This window comes from Clostridium chromiireducens (assembly GCF_002029255.1).
Taxonomy (GTDB): domain Bacteria; phylum Bacillota; class Clostridia; order Clostridiales; family Clostridiaceae; genus Clostridium; species Clostridium chromiireducens.
In genome coordinates this window covers 50,417-71,021 of record NZ_MZGT01000007.1, presented here as the reverse complement: position 1 = coordinate 71,021, position 20,605 = coordinate 50,417, and the positions used below count along the sequence as shown (strand labels likewise).

Below are 20,605 nucleotides of genomic sequence, written 5' to 3'. Positions count from 1 at the left end.
TTAAGGTGATAATATTAAATTGGAAATGCTCTATGAGTTCGATTTTATAACATGGATGAAAGAGGGATTAGGATGAAGATAGCAATAGACGGCATGGGGGGAGACAATGCACCAGCAGCCGTAGTAGATGGAGCGATTCAGGCTTTGAGTGAGTATGATGATGTTGAATTATTTATTGCAGGTCCAAAAGAAATTATAGACTTGGAGTTAGGTAAGTATACGTACCCAAAGGATAGAATTACAGTAGTTGACGCTAAAGAAGTTATATCACCAAGTGAGCACCCTGTAATGGCATTGAGAAAAAAGAAAGATTCTAGCATAGTTAAGGCTTTAAATTTAGTTAAAGAAGGTACTTGTGATGCAATAATATCTGGAGGCAGCACGGGAGCGTTCTTAGCGGGATGTACTTTGATAATAGGCAGAGTAAAAGGGGTGGAAAGACCAGCGCTTGCACCTATAATGCCAGGTAGACGTGGAAACTTTATGATAGTAGATGTTGGTGCTAATGTTGATTGCAAACCGGCATTTTTAGTGCAATTTGCAAAATTGGGGAAGATATATTATCAAAAGGTTTTCAATGTGGAAAGTCCAAGTATAGGTCTAATAAATATTGGTGAGGAAGAAGAAAAGGGAAATGAGCTTACAAAGGCTGCTTTTAAGCTTTTAAAAGCAGAAGTTTCAATTAATTTTAAAGGGAACATAGAGCCTAGAGATATACCCACTGGTGACACTAATATTTTGGTTAGTGATGGGTTTGTAGGGAATACTGCCTTGAAAATGTATGAAGGTTCAGCATCAAGTATTTTAGGAATAATAAAAGACGAAATACTCAAGTCATCAGTTATTTCTAAATTAGGAATCCTACTGTTAAAACCTGTGCTTAAAAGTATAATGAAGAAATTTGATTATAAAGAAGTTGGAGGAGCACCATTCCTAGGTGTTGATGGAATATGTATAAAGGCTCATGGAAGTTCAGATGCGAAAGCTTTTAAGAATTCTATTAAACAAACTAAACTTTTTTATGAAAATAATGTATTAGAAGATATAAGAAATGAATTTTCTATAGAAAATTAATTAAAATTTATTGAAACTAATATTGACGATTTTAACAATATATAATATTATCTAAATGTAGAACTTGGGAGGTGAAACAAATGTTTGAAAAGATCCAAGCAATTATTGCTGATAAATTAAGTATCGATGTAGGAAGCGTTGTTATGGAAGCGTCATTTATTGAAGATTTAAATGCGGACTCGTTAGATATAGTTGAGCTTATAATGGCTCTAGAAGATGAACTAGATCTTGAAATACCAGACGAAGATGTTGAAAACTTTAAAACAGTTGGAGATGTTGTCAATTACGTAAAAGCTCATCACGAAGAATAAAATAATCCCGCATTTTGCGGGATTTTATATTTTATCAAGTGAATCTTAGTTGAACTTATACCCTCAAGGGGTACCTAGTCCAGGAGTGTGCAGCCGTTATCCCCCACTTGAAGAAAAGCAGATATTCCAAATTTTATATTTGGCATAGTCGCTTTCACACAGTGCGTGGGAGTGTTACGGATGCTAGCTATCGGATAAAAAATTGCAGGCATTACATTTTCAGTAATGTTTTATATTTCGGCTGAAGTTGATTAAAATAATATCTTGATGATATACTGCAATGAAAATATATAGTATTAGACTGTTCTCAGGCTAGCATATTATGAGATGCTAATAAGGTTATGACATAATATTAATTAGTTTATTCTTGAATTTGTTATATTAGGTGTTTAGCAAGTTGAAGAATAAACTTCGAGGAGTGGAATAGATGAATAGATATACACTTAAAGAAATAGAAGAAAACTTAGGAGTTTGTTTTAATAATCCTACTTTGCTAAAAACAGCGCTTACACATAGTTCGTTTGGGAATCAATTCAAGGATGCTGAGTATAATGAAAGGCTTGAATTTCTAGGCGATTCGGTTTTACAACTATGTATTACAGAATATTTATTTAATAACTATAAACATAAAAGTGAAGGGGAGTTAACAAAAATAAGAAGTTTAATAGTTTGTGAAAATTCTCTTTATGAAATAGCTAAAAAAATAAACCTTGGTAATTATATTAGAATGAGTAAAGGTGAAGAATTAACTGGAGGAAGAGAAAGAATTTCTATACAAGCGGATGCGGTTGAAGCTGTAATTGCTGCAGTTTATTTAGACAAGGGAATTGGGTTTGTAAGGGATTTTATACTACTTCATTTTGAAGAAGTAATAAAAAAGGCTATAAATAATGAGATAGTGTTAGATTTTAAGACTAAGCTTCAAGAGCTGCTTCAAAAAGATGGAGAGGTTGCGATTCAATACGAATTGACAAGATATGAAGGCCCGCCACATAGAAGAAAATTTTTTACTAACGTAATTATAGATAAAAAGTTTATGGGTGAAGGTTCTGGATATAGCAAAAAAGAGGCAGAACAAAATGCTGCTAAGCAAGCTTTAGATATGTTGGAAGGTGTACATGAGTAAAAATTATTATATTATACCTATATTTGTACCACATGAAGGATGCCCTCATAATTGTGTGTTTTGTAATCAGGATAGGATAACAGGGGCTGAGGAGGAAGTTACAGCCGAAACTGTAGAAAATACTATTGATGATTACTTAAGCACTATAGTAAATAAAGAGGCTACTATTGAAGTTTCGTTCTTTGGTGGAACATTTACTGGTATAAGAGAAGAGAAACAAAGAGAACTTTTAAAGGTTGCTAAGGATTTTAAAGATAGAAAACTTATTAATAACATAAGACTTTCTACAAGACCAGATTATATTAATGATTATATACTAAGTTATCTTAAAGAGTATGGAGTGGATATAATAGAGCTAGGAGTTCAATCGTTAGATGAAGAAGTGTTGAAAGAAGCTGGCAGAGGACATAATGTAAATGATGTTATAGTGGCATCCAGATTGATAAAAGAATACGGATTCGTTTTAGGGCATCAAATAATGCCGGGATTGCCAGGGGATACGTATGAAAAAGACATCAACACGACTAAAGAATCAATTAAGATTAAGCCTGATATCTGCAGAATATATCCATCGCTTGTAATAAAAGATACACCAATGGAGAAAATGTACATTTCTAATAAATACATCCCATACTCGCTAGAAGAAGCAGTAAACGTAAGTAAAGTTATGTATGATATGTATAGAAGAAATGGGATTAATGTAATAAGAATCGGGCTTCAGCCAACTGAAAGTATAAACGAGGGAAAAGATATAGTGGCAGGTCCATTTCATCCATCCTTTAGAGAATTAGTTGAGGGAAGTTTGCTAGTAGATATGATATTAGAAAACATGAGAGAAGAGAAAAGTGCTGCGATTCATATAAATCCTAAGGACTTAAGCAAACTTTATGCCAATAAAAAAATATACTTTAATAAGTTGAAAGAAGAAAATAAAATTATAATAGTGAGCCAAGATGACACTATTGAAAGAGGCCGAATAAAACTCTGTCTAAAAGATAGAAATTTAGATATAATATATTAGCGAGAGGAAACTCTCGCTTTTAATATTCTGCAATTGAGATAGTTATTAATGTCTATCCATATGATATTTATTCAGATGCATTATTGATATTTAATTATGTATACTATAAACTGAAATATAATAAGGAGTGTTTTAAATGAAGAAAAAGAATAGAGAAAAAATGAAAATTGCAATGGCGATTTTTATTATAATAATATTTATTTTAGGATTAATACCTACTATACTTTATTTGTAAGGAGTGGGCACATGTTTTTAAAATCTCTAGAGATACGAGGATTTAAATCCTTTGCGGATAAAACAGAATTAAAATTTAGAAAAGGTGTTACTGCTGTTGTAGGGCCTAATGGGAGTGGAAAAAGTAATATTTCTGATGCTGTAAGATGGGTTCTTGGAGAGCAGAGTGTTAAGGTTTTAAGAGGCGGAAAGATGGAAGACGTAATCTTTGCAGGAACTCAGTTTAGAAAACCTGTTGGTTTAGCACAAGTCTCATTAACTCTTGATAATAGTGATGAAAAGCTTGCGACAGAATATAATGAAGTAACAGTATCAAGAAGAATATTTAGATCAGGAGAATCTGAGTATTTAATAAATAATTCAAAATGCAGACTTAAAGATGTAACTAATCTTTTTGTGGATACTGGAATTGGTAAAGAGGGTTATTCATTAATTGGACAAGGTAAAATTGAGGCCATACTAAGTGGGAGACCGGAAGATAGAAGATCTCTTTTAGAAGAGGCAGCTGGAATTGTAAAATATAAAAATAGAAAAGAAGAAGCGGAAAAGAAATTAAGTAATACTGATGATAATTTAGTTAGAATAAATGATATACTATCAACCTATAAAGATAGAATAGAACCATTAAGGATTGAAAGAGAAAAAGCATTAGAATTTAATGAATTATCTAAAGACTTAAAGAAAAAAGAAGTGTCAATTATAGTTCATACTATAAACAAGATGGAAGAAGAATTAAAAAACTTCAACGAGGATTTACAATCAAGAACTAAGGAAATTGAAGAAAAGAGAAAAGAGATATCTAGTGATAAATTAAAGCTTAAAGAATTAGAAAATGAAATAGAGAAATTAGAAAAAAAGAATTTAGAAGACAAAGAACAATATTATAGCCTAAAAGAATTAATAAGCGAAAATGAAAAAGGCATTCAGCTTTATCATGAGAGAATCAAGAGTTTTGAAGAAAAAATTAATAGAAATAATTATGAGTTGAATGATATTTCAATAAAAATAAATCAAATAAGTGAAAATAAAATAGTATTAAAAGAAGAATTAGCTAATAGGTTAGAAGAACAGAAATTAAAAAACCAAGATATATTAAATCTAGAAGAATATAATACACAAAATTCAATGGAACTTAAAAAGATTGAAGAACAACTAAAATCTTTAAGAGAAGGTGAATTTGAATTATTAAGAAGTAATTCAGATATAAAGAATGAAATAACCATATTGAATAAGGATATTTCTCTTAGAGAAGAGAAAAAAGAGACTTTAAACTCATCTATATCATCTTTAGAGAATAATATAGTAATTAACTTAGCTACATATAAAGACTTAAGTAATGATATTGAAAGTAAGAAGGATAAGATCAAACTTCTAAATTTAAAAATAATAGATGATAAGAAGAAATTAGGTATTTTATCTGCAAATTTGACAAAGAAAGAAAATGAATTAAGAGAATTAAATAGAGTTTTAACAAAACTTGATGCAAATAGATCTATGCTTGAAAATTTAGAAAAGCACTATGAAGGGTATAATAGATCCGTAAAATCATTAATGGAGTCTATTCACAAGGAAAGAATTGCTGAAGCAGATGATACTAAAGTTTTAGGAGAAATTTTTACTGTTGATAAAAGATATGAAACAGCTATAGAGATAGCATTAGGTGCAGCAATTTCTAATGTGATTACTAAAAATGAGGAAGTAGCAAAGGTATTAATTGGTTACTTGAAAAAAAACAATTTAGGAAGAGCAACTTTTTTACCGTTAAACATAATAAAAGGTAGAAAATTAGAGTTAGATAGAAATATTACTTCAGCTAATGGTTATATAGGTATTGCAAGTGATATAATTTCTTACAATAAAGAGTATAGCAATATAATAGATTATGCCCTTGGAAGAACAATAATCTGTAGCAATATGGATTCGGCTCTTAATATAGCTCGTATAGGTAAATATAATTACAAGATTGTTACCCTTGAAGGAGAAGTTATCAATCCAGGTGGAGCTTTAACGGGTGGTAGCATAAAAGGTAAAAATTCTAATGTATTAGGCCGAAAAAGAGAAATAGAAGAATTAATAGAAAATATAAGCGAAAAGAAAAAGCATTGTGAAGAACTAGCTAATACAGTACAAGCTCTTAAAAATGAAATTAAAAATTTAGATGAAAGTATATTAAATCAAAGAGATGAAGTTCACGAAAGAAACATTGAGTTAACTAAAAAAGAAAGTGAAATGAACGGATTACAAAGCGATACTGATACTTTAAAGCGAAATCTTGAGATGGCGAAAGAGGAACTTAAAAGAACGGTAAATGAAAAAGAGATGTATTTACAAAAGCTTATGATAAAAGAAAATGAAATAAAATCAATAGAAAATGAGAATACATCTAATAAGAGTAAAAGCACCGAATTGGAAAATTTAATAAAAGCAAAATTACAAGAAGTAAATGATTGTGAATCTAATCTCACAGAAATGAAAATAAATAAGGCAACGTTAGATGAAGCTATTGAGAATAAAAAGAATGAATTTTCAAGAATGGAAAAAGAAATTCATGATTTTAAAGTTAAAAATGAATTATTGAATAAGGAAAATGCTGAAAGCAGAAATAGTATTGAAGGTTTAAATTTAGATATAGAGGTTAAAAATAAAAATATAAATGATAATACTATTATAATTAATAAATTAGAATTAAATTTTAAAGATGAAGAAATACTAAAAGAAAAATTAAAACAAGATTTTAAAGATAAAGATAATCTAATAAGTGGAATTTTAGACGAAGTTAGTGTTAAAGAAATGGAAGTTAACAAAAAAGAGATAGTAAAAGCAAAAAAAGAAGCTGATAAGGAACATATCTATAAAAAACTTAATGAAGAACTAGAATTAACATATGCAGAAGCATTAGATATATGTGAATCAGTAACTGATGAAGAGGCATTAAGGCAAGAAATTAGTATTACAAAAGGAAAGATAACAAAACTTGGATTAGTAAATCTAGCTGCTATTGAGGAATATGAAGAGATAAAAGAAAAATATGAATTTATGTCTACTCAAGCAGAAGACTTAGAAAATGCAAAAAAAGAATTAATTGGTGTTATTGAAGAAATGACTAGTGAAATGAAAATTTTATTCAAAGAGAATTTTAAGGTTTTAAATTATAACTTTAATGAAACATTTAAAGATTTATTTAAAGGTGGAAGTGCAGAGCTTATTTTAGGTGAGGGTGATGAACTTACAGCAAATATAGATATAAATGTTGAGCCGCCGGGTAAAAGGCTTCAAAATATTAACTTAATGTCCGGTGGAGAAAAAGTTTTATCAGCAATAGCACTTCTTTTTGCCATATTAAAAATGAAACCAACTCCGTTTTGTATACTCGATGAAATAGAAGCGGCACTAGATGATGCTAATGTATATAGGTATGCAGAATTTTTAAAGATGTTTTCTCAAAATACTCAATTTATAATTATCACTCACAGAAAGGGTACTATGGAAGTTAGTGATATTATTTATGGAGTGACTATGGAGGAAAAAGGAATATCAAAAGTGGTATCAGTAGACTTATCCGATAACTAGCATCTGTAACGCTCCTCTTTAGGAGCTGACGGCTGCACGTTCCTGGATTGGTTCAACTAAGATTTAAGATGGGAACGCCCATCTTAAATCAAGTTTCACTTGAACAGAAAATTTTAATTAGGAGGAAATGAATTTGTTTGGAAATTTATTTAATAAACTAAAAGACGGGTTAACAAAAACTAGGGATGGATTAACTGATAAAATCAATGAAGCGCTGAATTTGGCAATAACCATTGATGAAGATTTATATGAGGAATTAGAAGAAATACTTATAGTATCAGATATAGGGATGGATACTACAGTCGATATTATAGAAAGATTAAGAAGTAAAATTCGTAAAGAAAAGATAAATGATCCTCAAGGAGTTAAACCGGCGTTAAAAGAAGTAATAAGAGATTTATTACTTGAAGGTTCTTATGAACATAATGAAGAAGATAAAAGAGTAATGCTTGTAATTGGAGTTAATGGGGTTGGAAAAACTACATCTATTGGAAAGCTTGCTGCTAAAAATAAAGAAAGTGGTAAAAAAGTATTGTTGGCGGCAGCTGATACGTTTAGGGCAGCTGCAATAGATCAGCTTGAAGTTTGGAGTTCTAGAGCAGGTGTTGATATGGTTAAACATCAAGAAGGTTCTGATCCAGCAGCAGTAGTTTTTGATGCAATAGAAGCATCTAAAGCTAGAAATGTTGATTTATTAATATGTGATACAGCTGGAAGGCTTCATAATAAAAAGAATTTAATGAATGAGCTTGAAAAGATAAACAGAATTATTGATAGGGAATTAGTAGGATACAAAAAAGAAACATTACTTGTATTAGATGCTACCACAGGTCAAAATGCTGTCATACAAGCAAAGCAATTCATGGAGGCATGCCCTATAGATGGAATTATATTAACTAAATTAGATGGAACGGCAAAAGGCGGGGTGGTTCTATCTATAAAGCAAAGCCTAAAAATTCCTGTTAGATACATAGGTGTTGGAGAAGGTATAGAAGATCTTCAAGAATTTGATGCAGAAAGCTTTGCTGAAGCTTTAATTTAGTTGAGAACTACAAGTTGAAATTTAAACATAGAAAAATTCCTGATGGAATTTTTCTTTTTCGTTTATTTGTATATCACCATTTCTGAATATTTGTAGGAAGAATAATATTTAAATTTATTTAAATAAAAATATGTTTGAATAAAAGTATATTCATATAAAAATATGTTTAAATAAATATATTTTTGAACATATATAGTTTCCTGTGAAAATAGTTTTGTAGATATATATTTTCGTAGATAAATATGAAAATATATAAATATTTATAGTAAACATCAGTGGTGAGAGTATTATTTATTAATGTGAAAAATTAAAATGAACTGATAAAATATTGAAAAAATACGCGTGGATTTAAAGTGTTGCAATTTCTTTATAAGAATTTTACAAGTGTTAAGTAAAAGTACTTGACACTTATAAAAAATCCTGTTAAAATCTCTTTTGTGGGTAAGGTGATTAAAAATGGAAGATAGAGTTGAAATTTCATTGTTGATGGATTTTTATGGTTCGCTATTAACAGAAAAACAAGTTGAAATCATGCAATGGTATTATGATAATGATTTATCTTTAGCTGAAATAGCAGAAATTAATAAAACAAGTCGCCAAGCCATTCACGATTTGATTAAAAGATGTTATAAACAGCTTCTATCCTATGAAAGTAAGCTTCACTTACTTGAGAAGAGTATTAATAGGGAAAAAGAAATTATGAATTTTTTAGAACACTTGAAGAATAAATATTCCATTGATGGTGAGGATATTATAAAATATAAAGAAAAGCTAGAAAATTTATAAGGAGGATATAACCATGGCTTTTGAAGGATTAGGCGAAAAATTACAGGAGACTTTCAGGAAACTAAAAGGTAAAGGAAAGTTAAATGAAAAAGATATAAAAGAAGCCATGAGAGAAGTAAAGCTTGCCTTACTAGAAGCTGATGTTAACTATAAAGTTGTTAAAACATTTATTTCATCTGTTAGTACCAAGTGTGTTGGAAGCGAAGTTCTTGAAAGCTTAACACCAGGTCAACATGTAATAAAAATAGTTAATGAAGAACTTACTGATCTTATGGGTGGAAGTGAAAGTAAACTTAACTACAGTAGTTCAGGACTTACAGTTATAATGTTAGTTGGATTACAAGGGGCAGGTAAAACTACCATGTGTGGTAAACTTGCATTAAATCTTAGAAAAGATAATAAAAAACCATTATTGGTAGCATGTGATATCTATAGACCAGCAGCTATAAAACAATTAGAGGTTGTAGGAAAGCAGATTGAAATTCCGGTATTTTCAATGGGCGATAAAGTTAGTCCAATTGAGATTGCTAAAAATGGAGTAGCTCACGCAAAAGATAATGGAAATAATGTAGTTATTATAGATACAGCAGGTAGACTTCATATTGATGAAGAATTAATGCATGAATTAAAAGAGATAAAAGAAAATGTAAAACCATCAGAAATATTATTAGTTGTTGATTCTATGACTGGTCAAGATGCAGTTAATGTAGCAGAAAGTTTTAATAACGACTTAGATTTAAGTGGTGTAATATTAACAAAATTAGATGGTGATACTAGAGGCGGAGCCGCACTTTCAATTAAAAGTATAATTAATAAACCAATTAAATATGCTGGTGTCGGTGAAAAAATGAATGACTTTGAAGTTTTCCATCCAGATAGAATGGCTTCAAGAATTTTGGGAATGGGTGATGTATTATCACTTATTGAAAAAGCTCAGGAAGCTATTGATGAAAAGGAAGCTGCTGATTTAGGTAAAAGAATGTTAAATCAAGAATTTAACTTTGAAGATTACCTAATGGCTATGGAACAAATGAAAAAGTTAGGGCCTTTAAATAAAATAATGGAAATGATACCTGGCTTAAATTCAAAGGAACTTCAAGGAGTTGACTTTGATAAAGGGACAGAAGCACTTGATAGGACTAAGGCGATTATTCAATCTATGACAGCAAAAGAAAGAAGAAATCCGAGCCTTATATTGAAGTCTCCGTCAAGAAAAGGCAGAATAGCTAGAGGATCAGGGACCAACATACAAGAAGTTAATAAACTCATGAAAGGCTATGAAATGATGAAAAAGAACATGAAACAAATGAAGTCATTTCAAAAGCAAGCAAAGAAGGGCGGACTGTTTGGAAAGTTACCTTTCTAGTACATTCAATAAAAAATATACTAGTATATTTACTTATTGTTTTTGAATGTGCGTCAGAGTTAAAATATATAATTATCCTTTGAAGGAGGTGAAATAATAATGGCAGTAAAAATCAGATTAAGAAGAATGGGTGCTCATAAAGCTCCTTTCTATAGAATAGTTGTTGCAGATTCAAGATCACCAAGAGATGGTAAATTCATCGATGAAATTGGATACTACAATCCATTAACTGAACCAGTTGAAGTTAAGATCAACGAAGAAAAAGCTAATGAATGGTTATCTAATGGAGCACAACCAACAGACGTAGTTAAAAGACTTTTCAATAATGCAGGTCTTACTAAGTAATTTTTGGAGGTGAATTCTACAATTAGTACATACTAATTGTGGACGTTTATGAAGGAATTAGTTGAATTTATGGCTAAATCCCTTGTTGATAACCCAGATGCAGTTACTGTTAATGAAGTTAATGGAGAGCAATCCATTATACTTGAGTTAAAAGTTGCACCAGAAGATATGGGTAAGATTATAGGTAAGCAAGGAAGAATTGCGAAGGCTATAAGAACAGTTATAAAAGCTGCAGCAGTTAAACAGAATAAACGAGTTATAGTAGAAATCATCTAAAAATTTAGAGTTAGGGTAACCTAACTCTTTTTTAAATATGCACATATTAAAAGGTGCGTTAGCACAATTGAGATCCTTCACATATAAAAAAGCGCGCAGCGCAACTAAGATCCTGCACATATTAAAAGGTGCGTTAGCACAATTGAGTTCATTTCGCATATAAAAAAGCGCAAAGTGTAATCAAGAACTTTTTAGCGCAACAAAATTCTTTTATTTATATAAAATGTGTGAATTATAAAAATGATTATTGATATATGAAAAAAATTTCGTATATCTTAATATAGAAAGAAAAATATATAAAATAAATAATGTCAGATATCATGTATATTTTATATGTTATTTGCTTATTATTTCTAATACATAAATATTTAATAAATTATGTTTAAGTGGAGTCATGTTAATCTTATGTGTTTTTATTTTAAGATTAAATATATACAATTGAGGTGAAGAGAGTGGGAATATTATTTAAAATTGGGCAGATTGTAAATACTCATGGAATCAAAGGTGAAGTTAAAGTTTATCCATTAACAGAAGATGTTAATAAATTTAAGCAACTAAAAACTGTATTGGTTGATGGAGTAGAAAAAGAAATCCTAGGAGTTAAGTTTCAAAAAGATAGAGTTATATTAAAAATTGAAGGTATAGACTCTATGAATGACGCTGAAACTTACAAACAGAAGTATATTGAAATATCTCGTGATAATGAGCCAGGTCTTCCACCAGATACTTATTATGTTTCAGACCTTAAAGAGTGCACGGTATTTGATACTAATGAGAAAGAACTTGGAAGAGTTTTTGATGTTATAAGCACTCCAAATAATGATGTATATTGGATCAAACAGCCTAAGGAACTATTGATACCAGTTCTTAGAGATATAGTTCTTAGTGTTGATATAGAATCAAAAAAAATCATTATAAAGCCTGTAGGGGAATGGCAAGATGAAGATTAGTATATTAACATTATTCCCGGAAATGTTTTCGATTTTTGATCATAGTATTATAGGTAGAGCAAGGGATAATAATATAATAGATATAGATGTATTAAATATAAGAGATTACACTTTAAATAAGCACAAGAAAGTTGATGACTATCCATACGGTGGAGGAGCTGGAATGGTTATGGCACCTCAGCCTATAGTAGACACTATAAGGAAGGTTAAGGAAAGCAATAAAGGGAAAGTTGTATTTCTAGGACCAAGGGGAAAGACATTTAATCAAGAGGCAGCAAAAGAACTTTCAAAAGAAGAGAATCTTATATTTTTATGTGGTCACTATGAGGGGATAGACGAGAGAGTGTATAAACATATAGATATGGAAATTTCTCTCGGGGACTTTGTGTTAACTGGAGGGGAGATGGCGGCAATTCCAGTTATTGATTGTATATTGAGGCTTATACCTGGTGTTCTTGGAAAAGAAGAAAGCTTTATAGAGGAATCATTCTATAATGGACTTTTAGAGTATCCGCAGTATACTAGGCCAGAAGAATTTGAAGGGGATAAAGTACCTGAAATATTACTATCTGGACATCATGAAAATATACGAAAATGGAGAAGGCTTAAGTCTCTTGAAATAACTAAAAAGAATAGGCTGGATTTATATAAAAACATAACTTTGACTAAAGAAGATATAAAGTTATTGAAGAATAATACACAGAAATAAAATAATCAATAATTTTTGTTGAAATATAAAAAAAGATGTGATATTATTAAATTTGTGCTAGTACGGGCGTTCCTCTGTCACTTACATATGTTAAGAACGTCAAATTATCTATACAAGGAGGGAATGCACAATGAACGAAATAATAAGAGCTATAGAAGCTGAACAAATTAGAACTGACTTACCTGCCTTCAAAATCGGTGATACTATAAAGGTATACGTAAAGATTCAAGAAGGTAACAAAGAAAGAATTCAAATGTTCGAAGGTACTGTTATCAAAAAACAAAATGGTGGTTTAAGAGAAACTTTCACTGTAAGAAGAGTTGCTTTAGGAACTGGAGTTGAAAGAACATTCCCAATGAATGCACCAATCATCGACAAAATTGAAATCACAAGAAAAGGTAAAGTTAGAAGAGCTAAACTTTACTACTTAAGAGATAGAGTTGGTAAGGCTGCTAAAGTTAAAGAATTATTAACTAGATAGTATTTAAAAAGGGGACTGTTTCAGTCCTTTTTTTATATTTACGCATATTCAAAAAAATAATAAGTCAACATATTAGCGTGTTTCCTGCTATATACTCTAAGCATATTTACCTAATAGTCTACTATGAGGTGAATATACTTTTACGTCTGACAGGAAATATACTTTTGTGTTCCTAAAATAAATTTAAGGAGGAATTCATATGGCAATTAATTGGTTTCCAGGACATATGAAAAAAACTCAAAGGGAAATTAAAGAAAACCTAAAGTTAGTTGATGCAGTAATTGAAATAAGAGATGCTAGGATTCCAAGAAGTTCTGCAAATCCTGATATTGAAAAATTATTAGAAGGAAAACCAAGAGTTATACTTTTAAATAAGAGTGATTTAACTGATAGTAAAGTTACAAAAGAGTGGATTGATTATTTAACTAAAGAAGATGTTAAAGTACTAGAAGTTAATTGTTTAAAGGGTGATGGTCTTAAAAATATAAAACCTACATTATTGACCTTGTTAAAGGAAAAACACGATAGGTTAAAATCAAAAGGTATGGTTAACATAACAATGAGAGTAATGGTAGTTGGGATACCTAATGTAGGAAAATCAACATTTATAAATAAAATGGCTAGAAACAATATAGCTAAAACAGGTGATAGGCCAGGTGTTACTAAAAGTAAGCAATGGATAAAGACAGGAATGGGTATTGAAATGTTAGATACTCCAGGAGTATTGTGGCCTAGATTTGAAGATGATGAAACGGCTTTGAATTTAGCTTTTACAGGAGCAATAAAAGATGAAATAATGGATATAGAGGAATTAGCTCTGAAACTTGTCGAAAAATTGCAGAATAGTTATGAAGCTAGATTAAAAGAAAGATATAAATTGACTGAAGTTTTTGAAAATCCTTTAGATACATTAGATGCGATAGGTAAAAAAAGAGGAGCCTTAATTTCAGGAGGCCAGATTGATTATAACAGAATTGCTGTTATTTTATTGGACGAATTCAGAGGAGGAAAAATGGGCAATATTACGCTGGAGCGCCCAATAGAAGAAGTGGAAGAAAATGACGAAATTTAACGAGGATATAAAATCATTATCATTTGCAGAAATAAAAGAACAAATACATAAATTTTCAATAATTGATTCTTATAAGAGTGGGGAGTATATAAAAATTATAAATTGGTTAAAAGAAGATAAAAGAAAAAATGTGTTATCCCTTAAAGATAAGATTGAAAAACAATTGAAGATGTATTTAAATGAGGTTGGAAGAGTTAAGGCGATGTATGACTTTGATAAGTCTTTTGGCGATTATAAATATATTGCTGGAGTGGATGAAGTAGGAAGAGGGCCTCTCGCTGGGCCGATAGTAGCTTGTAGTGTTATTTTAGATTTAAATGTTTTAGATAATGAGTTAATTATATATATAAATGACTCAAAAAAGGTAAAAGAGTCGAAGCGAGAAGAGCTTGCTGAAATCATAAAAGAAAAGGCTCTAAGTTATCATATTGCAGTTTCGTCAAATGAAGAGATAGATGAAAAAGGAATTGCTTTTTCAAATAATAAAGTGTTTTTAGAAAGCTGTAATTCACTTAGTATTAAGCCTGATTTAGTTCTTTCTGATGGATATTTAGTTAAGAATATTCAAATAGAAAATAAATCAGTTATAAAGGGAGATACTAAAAGTGCAAGTATTGCGGCTGCATCAATTGTTGCAAAAGTATATAGAGATAATTTAATGAAAGAATATGCTAAAAAATATCCTTACTATGATTTTGAGAACAACGTAGGATATGGAACCTCAAAGCATATAGAAGGATTAAAAGTTCATGGGAAGTGCGATATTCATAGAAGTAGTTTTTTGACAAAATTATTATAATTGTACTTTCATGGATTTTGAATATTAAATATTATATTAAATATAAAATATTTAATATCCTGAAATCCAAACTAAAACTTAGAATCATGCGATAGCTTACCGAAAAACTATAAAAATATCGCTGAAAGTTCTAAGTTGTAGGTTGCATCCATTTTAGCAAATTTGTAAATATATTTATCTAATAAGCCTAATTCATATATTATTTATTTGTACCACACAGAAAGAGAAGGTGCTCTTTTACGCAGTGTTGCATTGAAAATAATTGTAGGCATTTCTTCAGTAAAAGTGGTTCCATCATTGCTTGTCACGGGCTTGTCTCGGGAGCAAGCAGAGATAGGCACAACTTTTACTGGCAGAAATCCTCAATTATTTTTTCTGGCAACCGAGTAACAGAGCACCTTCTCTTTCTGCGAGTTATATCATCAACTAAAATATACAATATTTCATATTTTTACTATAATCTAAAGGCATCTCTTATATGATTTATTTTAACCAACGTATTTTGAGTGTTTAAATAAACTTCGATAACATCAAATCTAACATTAAAATTAAATAATCTTTTGTATGAAATATATGATGTAGTAACATTTATTATGGATTTTTGTTTTGAAAAACTAATAGATTCTTTTGGAAGTCCATAATTATAGTTGTACCTGCCTTTAACTTCTACAATAATAAGTAAATTATTATTAGTACATATTATATCAATCTCACCTAGAAAATTTCTGAAATTACAATCAACTATATTGTAATTGTCTTTAATTAGATATTCCTTAGCTAGATTTTCGCAATAATAACCTATATCTTTATTTGATTTTTTCATTTAATCACTCCAATATAAAATGCTTCTTTAAATTTTCATAATAATGTGGCTAATTCATAAATAAAACTTAATTACATTATTAACAATTTAAAAATAACTTAAACAAATATATTTATATTAGGAATTAATATCTAAATGTGTGTCTATAATTTGAATGGGTGATATATATGGCAGTAAAAATTATTAGTGCAACGCACAATGGATTAGAAGGATTTTTAATAAAAGTTGAAGTTGATATTTCTAAGGGTTTACCAATGTTTAATATAGTAGGGCTTGCAGATGTATCAGTAAAAGAAGCGAAAGAAAGAGTAAGGGCAGCAATTTTAAATTGTGGATTTGAATTTCCGTTAGGTAGGATTACTATAAATTTAGCTCCTGCAGATGTTAGAAAGATAGGTTCGCTTTTAGATTTGCCTATTGCGCTTGGGATTCTTATGGAATCAAATCAAATATGCAAGAAGGATATGGAAAGTTACATAGTTTTTGGCGAACTATCTCTGTTTGGTGAACTCAAAGGAATAAAAGGGACAATACCAATTATTATCGAAGGTGCAGGAAATGATATTACTAAATTCATTTTTCCGCATGAAAATTTGGAGGAAAGCCACTATTTTAAAGGGGGAGATTATTATCCTTTTAGAAATTTAAAAGAGGTGATTTCCTATATAGAATATGAAGATGTGCTTCCTTATAAAGACGAAGATAGCTATAAAGATGATGAGCATTATGAATTACCTGATTATGGAGATGTTATAGGCCAATATTCATCTAAAAGAGCTTTGGAGATAGCAGCAGCGGGGAAACATAATATTATAATATTATGTTACAGAGGCAAGGTAGTCCAAACCCTAGTGTTTAAGCCGTTTTATCAGCATATAGAAATATAAATACCTTTGATAAAGTACAGAGGTGGGATTTTTTTATTTGTATTATGTTTGTGCGGAGTTGCTTCCTTTATATATATACCCTATTTGAGAACTTAAAAATAGTCTATAATTTAACTATGATTACATCTAGTCAAATTATAGACTATTATTTGGTCAACTATACATTAACTTTAATACTGATTTAATGGCCTGTGGGTCATAATGCGTATCTAAGTAATATTCAAACTCTTTGATAATTTCCTTTACCCTGTCGTTAACGGTCTTAACACCGTCATAACGAAATGTTTCATTATAAGCTATAACCAAAATACTAATGTGGTCACTCGAAACTGTTTCTGTATGGATGACCCAGCCTACTGGGAAATCACCCAGTAGTTTTATCGGAAAGTCTTTTGGTGGTAAGTCAATGTATACATTAATATAATATTCACATTCAGTTGCAATTACGGGGGTTACGAAGTGTGAAGCACTTAATGCTCCAGCACCAGTACCTACTAAATCGAATAGTCTGTCAACTATACCTTTACATTCTTTTGTGATAGTTACTAATTTAAGAGCATCACATTGATGCCTTTTACTTGCGTATACCTTATGATAAGGGCAATACAGCATATCCTTATACCTCCTTTTAAAATGTGTAACCTCCATTATCTTTGATGAATTTAGCAAAGTCTGAGCTAGCCTGTGCTGTTTCTTGCACTGCCTTTAGTATTTCACAACCTTTATACTTAGTGCAAAGGTTGCATTTATTGGCATCACTACATTTATAACACTTTATTACCCCAGCATCAATAATCTCTCCTTTATCAAGCCGTTGTTCAAACACTTTAAAATCCTTATCCTCGGCTTGTAGTCTGATTTGTACGGCTTGTACCTCGTATGTTTCGACGGCCGAAACACATAGCCAAGCTGATTTCCCTCTTTCAATTACATACATAGTTCGTCCTCTCCCTTGATTTTATTTGTATACTTATAAATTAAGGCTATTATAAACATCCGAAATGACTTCTTTAGTTATTCCTATATATCTAAGTGTCACACTTGCACTACTATGGTTCAGCATCTTTTGTAATGTATTAATAATAGTAGGATTAGTTTTAATATTGTTTACGTAGATATGATAAGCGAAAGTTTTTCGTAGGCTATGTGTGCCATAGTTACCCTTAATGTTTAGCTCTCTTAACGTGGTCTTAATAATTTTATGTGCTGCTTCAACAGTTAATGCACCGTCACCTTTTCGGCTTTTAAATAGATATGACTCGTAATCCACCTCTTTCAGTGTATCCAAGTAGAGTCTTATTGCGGCCTTAGCACTTGTGTTCAGTTCAAACTCCCGTTTCTTATCGGTCTTTTCTTCGTATATAGTAACTTTGTCTACTATTGTACCATCATTCAAAATTTCTCGGGTTTTTAATGATAGCAGGTCCCCTGCCCTAAGTCCGACATTAATCCCCAAAACAAAAAGCATATAGTCACGTTTATTACTTTTGCCAAGTAGGTACTGTTTAATCTTTGCTATGTCCTTGATGTTTTTTATTGGCTCGACTTCGTTTGCTCTTACCTTTAGTGTATTATCTGCAATCATAAATATCTCTCCTTTTTCAATGCCAGCTTTTGAGGTTATTATAGTATAAGTTATCATATAAAACAAGAACTTTTCTGGAAAATCTTAGTGAGAGTACAGGAAATATAGATATATCAATGGCTGTAGGGTTTACAGCCAATGCTAGGAAATATACAAAGTTGGCATTGACAACTCATTTAAAGCCCTATAAGACTTTTTATTTATAATTAGTACAAATATATTAAAACTTATTTCAAAGACCCTCTATGGTTCTTAGGAAGCGAATTAAGTATTAATGAATTACTTCTTAATTTAATTATATAAAAAAGAGTCTACTATTTTTTAGTAGACTCGAGATACATTGTTATTGCTTTGTCTAATAGTTTTGATAGAGGTATTCCAGTTTCTCGGGAGTATTCTTTTAGCTCATTTAATATTTTTGTATCAACTGCTGAACCGACAGGAGTCCGATTTTTCAAGTCATTACGCATATTTATCACCTCATAAATATTATATAATAATACAAAACTGATTGCAACTGCTATCAGTTTGTGGTATATTTATGTTAAGGTACTTTCAGGGACTAAAGGAATTAATTACTATTAATCTGGTAGATTTTGTTGTACTATAGATGTATATATTCAAATTTTAGGGGGTTTTTATTATGATGATGAAAAAATTATTAACAGTTTTAGTAGCAACCACAGCAATTACTTTAAGCTCGACTATTGCTTATGCAGCTGACACAGCAACTAATGCTTCACTAAATGGCAATACTAATGTTTCAGTAAGTGCAAATCCTTACTATGCTAACAACTTAAAAGCGGTAGCAAATGAAAGAACAGATGCTTACGCACTAGCATCTTATAAAGGTACTCCAATTCCAGCTTATGTTACACAAGCTAACCTAATCACAGCAGGTATCACCAACGATTATGATAAGGTTAAGGCCATACACGATTGGGTTGCAACCAATATGTATTACGATTTTTCTGATAGAACAACTGTTGTTGTAGATAAGGCAGCTGATACAGAACTTTTTCCCGGTTCAGGAGCTCTTAAAAGAGGTCTTTGTGGTAATTTTGCAGGAGTAACTACTAACCTTATGAGAGCAGCAGGTTTTCCAGCTAAACAAGTTACTGGAGGTGCAAAAGATGTAGGTGATGAAGAAGCGCATGATTGGACAGAAGTATATGTTGATGGTCGTTGGGTGTTCATGGATACTACGTGGGATTGTAAAAATTTTTTTATGTATGGTAAATTCTCAAATAAAATAAAATGTACAGAAACTTACTTTGACATGCCTATAGACAAGTGGTCACGTACACATAGACTTGGCATTAATTTGGCTGACCAAGATAAAGCAGCGTGGAACGGTTCTGTATACTTTATTGACCCAAAACAAGGTACAGTGCTTCAAGAAGTAAAGAACATCCCTATTGATAGTTTATTAACATCAAATTATGGATATAAGGCTTCTGACTTGTATAGTGATGCTAAATTGACAATACCTTGGAGTTTTGCTACAAACAAAATAAATGTTGGTAATAATAGAGTTTTTGTAAAGACATCTGGATTTACTGTGAAATTTGATTCTCGGGGTGGTTCTGTTGTTAATAGTGTGACTGTAACTCCTGAGGCCAGTGGTCGTGGTAAGGTAGCTGAACCAACAGCACCTACTAAGGATGGTTATACTTTTCTAGGCTGGGCTGTAGGTAACCCTTATAATTCTGTTTTGTGGAAGTTTGACACTAATGAAATCAGTTATGATGTTACATTCTACGCTAAGTGGAAAGCTAACTAGAAGTGCTTTATTTGCCCATTTAAGTTAATTAAACATAGTTTTTGATACACAAGCCCTCAGAAAGGTTAAAACTTTTCTGAGGGTTTTTGCTTTTTTATTGAAAGTCATTCTAGGCCTGTTCGTGTGTAGTAAATAAATACTTGAAAAGGAAGTGGAGTAAATGAATACTACTGAAAAATGTCCTTTATGTGGTAAACCCTTTCATTCGCCGGGCGGACGCTCTTTACGCCTTACAGATAGCCAGATAGCGGGCATATTGTTACATTGTAGAGCCGAATTCCCCAAACATACTATTAAACATTATTGCGAGGAAATAGGCATTAGCACTTACACCTATAGGAGTATTGTTCGTATGACCTTGAAAC

22 protein-coding genes and 1 pseudogene are annotated in these 20,605 nt (G+C 30.9%); 18 read left to right on the top strand and 5 right to left on the bottom strand.

Annotation, left to right across the window (positions count from 1 at the left end; translation table 11 throughout):
- The first annotated feature begins 72 nt into the window (after positions 1-72).
- From plsX to CLCHR_RS03520, 16 genes are all read left to right on the top strand, one after another.
- Positions 73-1,074, top strand: a complete 1,002-nt coding sequence (gene plsX / locus CLCHR_RS03590; protein ID WP_079438316.1) for a phosphate acyltransferase PlsX — start codon at positions 73-75, stop codon at positions 1,072-1,074.
- 80 nt (positions 1,075-1,154) lie between these two features.
- Positions 1,155-1,385 carry an acyl carrier protein gene (gene acpP / locus CLCHR_RS03585; protein WP_079438315.1) on the top strand — a complete coding sequence of 77 codons (231 nt, stop codon included), beginning with the start codon at positions 1,155-1,157 and terminating at the stop codon, positions 1,383-1,385.
- A 427-nt stretch (positions 1,386-1,812) separates the two neighbouring features.
- Positions 1,813-2,511, top strand: coding sequence for a ribonuclease III (gene rnc, locus CLCHR_RS03580; protein ID WP_079438314.1), 699 nt, complete (start codon positions 1,813-1,815; stop codon positions 2,509-2,511).
- Positions 2,504-3,532: an elongator complex protein 3 gene (locus tag CLCHR_RS03575; protein ID WP_079438313.1), complete on the top strand. Its 1,029-nt coding sequence runs from the start codon at positions 2,504-2,506 to the stop codon at positions 3,530-3,532. Before rnc ends, CLCHR_RS03575 begins: the two co-directional genes overlap by 8 nt.
- A 136-nt stretch (positions 3,533-3,668) precedes the next feature.
- Positions 3,669-3,767, top strand: coding sequence for a DUF4044 domain-containing protein (locus CLCHR_RS25070; protein WP_207652301.1), 99 nt, complete (start codon positions 3,669-3,671; stop codon positions 3,765-3,767).
- Positions 3,768-3,778: 11 nt separating this feature from the next.
- Positions 3,779-7,336, top strand: a complete 3,558-nt coding sequence (smc, locus tag CLCHR_RS03570; protein WP_079438312.1) for a chromosome segregation protein SMC — start codon at positions 3,779-3,781, stop codon at positions 7,334-7,336.
- Between the two features lie 133 nt (positions 7,337-7,469).
- Positions 7,470-8,378, top strand: a complete 909-nt coding sequence (gene ftsY, locus CLCHR_RS03565; RefSeq protein ID WP_079438311.1) for a signal recognition particle-docking protein FtsY — start codon at positions 7,470-7,472, stop codon at positions 8,376-8,378.
- 456 nt (positions 8,379-8,834) lie between these two features.
- A complete protein-coding gene (locus tag CLCHR_RS03560) occupies positions 8,835-9,164 on the top strand; it encodes a putative DNA-binding protein (protein ID WP_079438310.1) in 330 nt (109 codons plus the stop codon).
- A gap of 13 nt (positions 9,165-9,177) precedes the next feature.
- Positions 9,178-10,530 carry a signal recognition particle protein gene (gene ffh, locus CLCHR_RS03555; protein ID WP_079438309.1) on the top strand — a complete coding sequence of 451 codons (1,353 nt, stop codon included), beginning with the start codon at positions 9,178-9,180 and terminating at the stop codon, positions 10,528-10,530.
- Positions 10,531-10,629: 99 nt separating this feature from the next.
- Positions 10,630-10,875 carry a 30S ribosomal protein S16 gene (rpsP, locus tag CLCHR_RS03550; protein ID WP_079438308.1) on the top strand — a complete coding sequence of 82 codons (246 nt, stop codon included), beginning with the start codon at positions 10,630-10,632 and terminating at the stop codon, positions 10,873-10,875.
- Positions 10,876-10,923: 48 nt separating this feature from the next.
- Entirely contained in the window at positions 10,924-11,151 is a 228-nt protein-coding gene (locus CLCHR_RS03545; protein WP_008424797.1) for a KH domain-containing protein, read from the top strand.
- Positions 11,152-11,603: 452 nt separating this feature from the next.
- A complete protein-coding gene (gene rimM / locus CLCHR_RS03540) occupies positions 11,604-12,101 on the top strand; it encodes a ribosome maturation factor RimM (RefSeq protein WP_079438307.1) in 498 nt (165 codons plus the stop codon).
- Positions 12,091-12,810 (top strand): tRNA (guanosine(37)-N1)-methyltransferase TrmD, encoded by a 720-nt coding sequence (gene trmD, locus CLCHR_RS03535; protein WP_079438306.1) that lies wholly within the window; start codon positions 12,091-12,093, stop codon positions 12,808-12,810. Before rimM ends, trmD begins: the two co-directional genes overlap by 11 nt.
- A 130-nt stretch (positions 12,811-12,940) precedes the next feature.
- Entirely contained in the window at positions 12,941-13,291 is a 351-nt protein-coding gene (rplS, locus tag CLCHR_RS03530) for a 50S ribosomal protein L19 (protein WP_079438305.1), read from the top strand.
- A 199-nt stretch (positions 13,292-13,490) separates the two neighbouring features.
- Complete coding sequence (ylqF, locus tag CLCHR_RS03525; RefSeq protein ID WP_079438304.1) at positions 13,491-14,363, top strand: ribosome biogenesis GTPase YlqF; 873 nt, start codon at positions 13,491-13,493, stop codon at positions 14,361-14,363.
- Complete coding sequence (locus tag CLCHR_RS03520; RefSeq protein ID WP_079438303.1) at positions 14,350-15,162, top strand: ribonuclease HII; 813 nt, start codon at positions 14,350-14,352, stop codon at positions 15,160-15,162. The genes ylqF and CLCHR_RS03520 overlap by 14 nt, the downstream gene beginning before the upstream one ends.
- Positions 15,163-15,616: 454 nt before the next feature.
- Here the strand turns inward: CLCHR_RS03520 and CLCHR_RS03515 are convergent, their stop codons facing one another.
- Complete coding sequence (locus tag CLCHR_RS03515) at positions 15,617-15,985, bottom strand: YraN family protein (protein ID WP_079438302.1); 369 nt, start codon at positions 15,983-15,985, stop codon at positions 15,617-15,619.
- Between the two features lie 167 nt (positions 15,986-16,152).
- Between CLCHR_RS03515 and CLCHR_RS03510 the strand changes: the two are divergent.
- Positions 16,153-16,803, top strand: a pseudogene (locus CLCHR_RS03510) (magnesium chelatase domain-containing protein); the annotation flags it as partial.
- A gap of 222 nt (positions 16,804-17,025) precedes the next feature.
- On the opposite strand, the gene CLCHR_RS03505 reads toward CLCHR_RS03510, so the two are convergent.
- The 4 genes from CLCHR_RS03505 to CLCHR_RS03490 all read right to left on the bottom strand — a co-directional run bounded on the left by CLCHR_RS03505 (position 17,026) and on the right by CLCHR_RS03490 (position 18,927).
- Positions 17,026-17,484 (bottom strand): hypothetical protein, encoded by a 459-nt coding sequence (locus CLCHR_RS03505; RefSeq protein WP_079438300.1) that lies wholly within the window; start codon positions 17,482-17,484, stop codon positions 17,026-17,028.
- A gap of 16 nt (positions 17,485-17,500) precedes the next feature.
- Positions 17,501-17,809 (bottom strand): hypothetical protein, encoded by a 309-nt coding sequence (locus CLCHR_RS03500; protein WP_079438299.1) that lies wholly within the window; start codon positions 17,807-17,809, stop codon positions 17,501-17,503.
- A gap of 33 nt (positions 17,810-17,842) precedes the next feature.
- Complete coding sequence (locus tag CLCHR_RS03495) at positions 17,843-18,457, bottom strand: tyrosine-type recombinase/integrase (protein ID WP_169896756.1); 615 nt, start codon at positions 18,455-18,457, stop codon at positions 17,843-17,845.
- 314 nt (positions 18,458-18,771) lie between these two features.
- Positions 18,772-18,927: a ribbon-helix-helix domain-containing protein gene (locus CLCHR_RS03490; protein ID WP_079438297.1), complete on the bottom strand. Its 156-nt coding sequence runs from the start codon at positions 18,925-18,927 to the stop codon at positions 18,772-18,774.
- A gap of 173 nt (positions 18,928-19,100) precedes the next feature.
- On the opposite strand from CLCHR_RS03490, the gene CLCHR_RS03485 reads away from it, so the two are divergent.
- The gene (locus CLCHR_RS03485; RefSeq protein WP_079438296.1) at positions 19,101-20,240 is read left to right on the top strand and encodes a transglutaminase domain-containing protein; all 1,140 of its coding nucleotides are present in this window, start codon (positions 19,101-19,103) and stop codon (positions 20,238-20,240) included.
- Positions 20,241-20,605 lie beyond the last annotated feature (365 nt).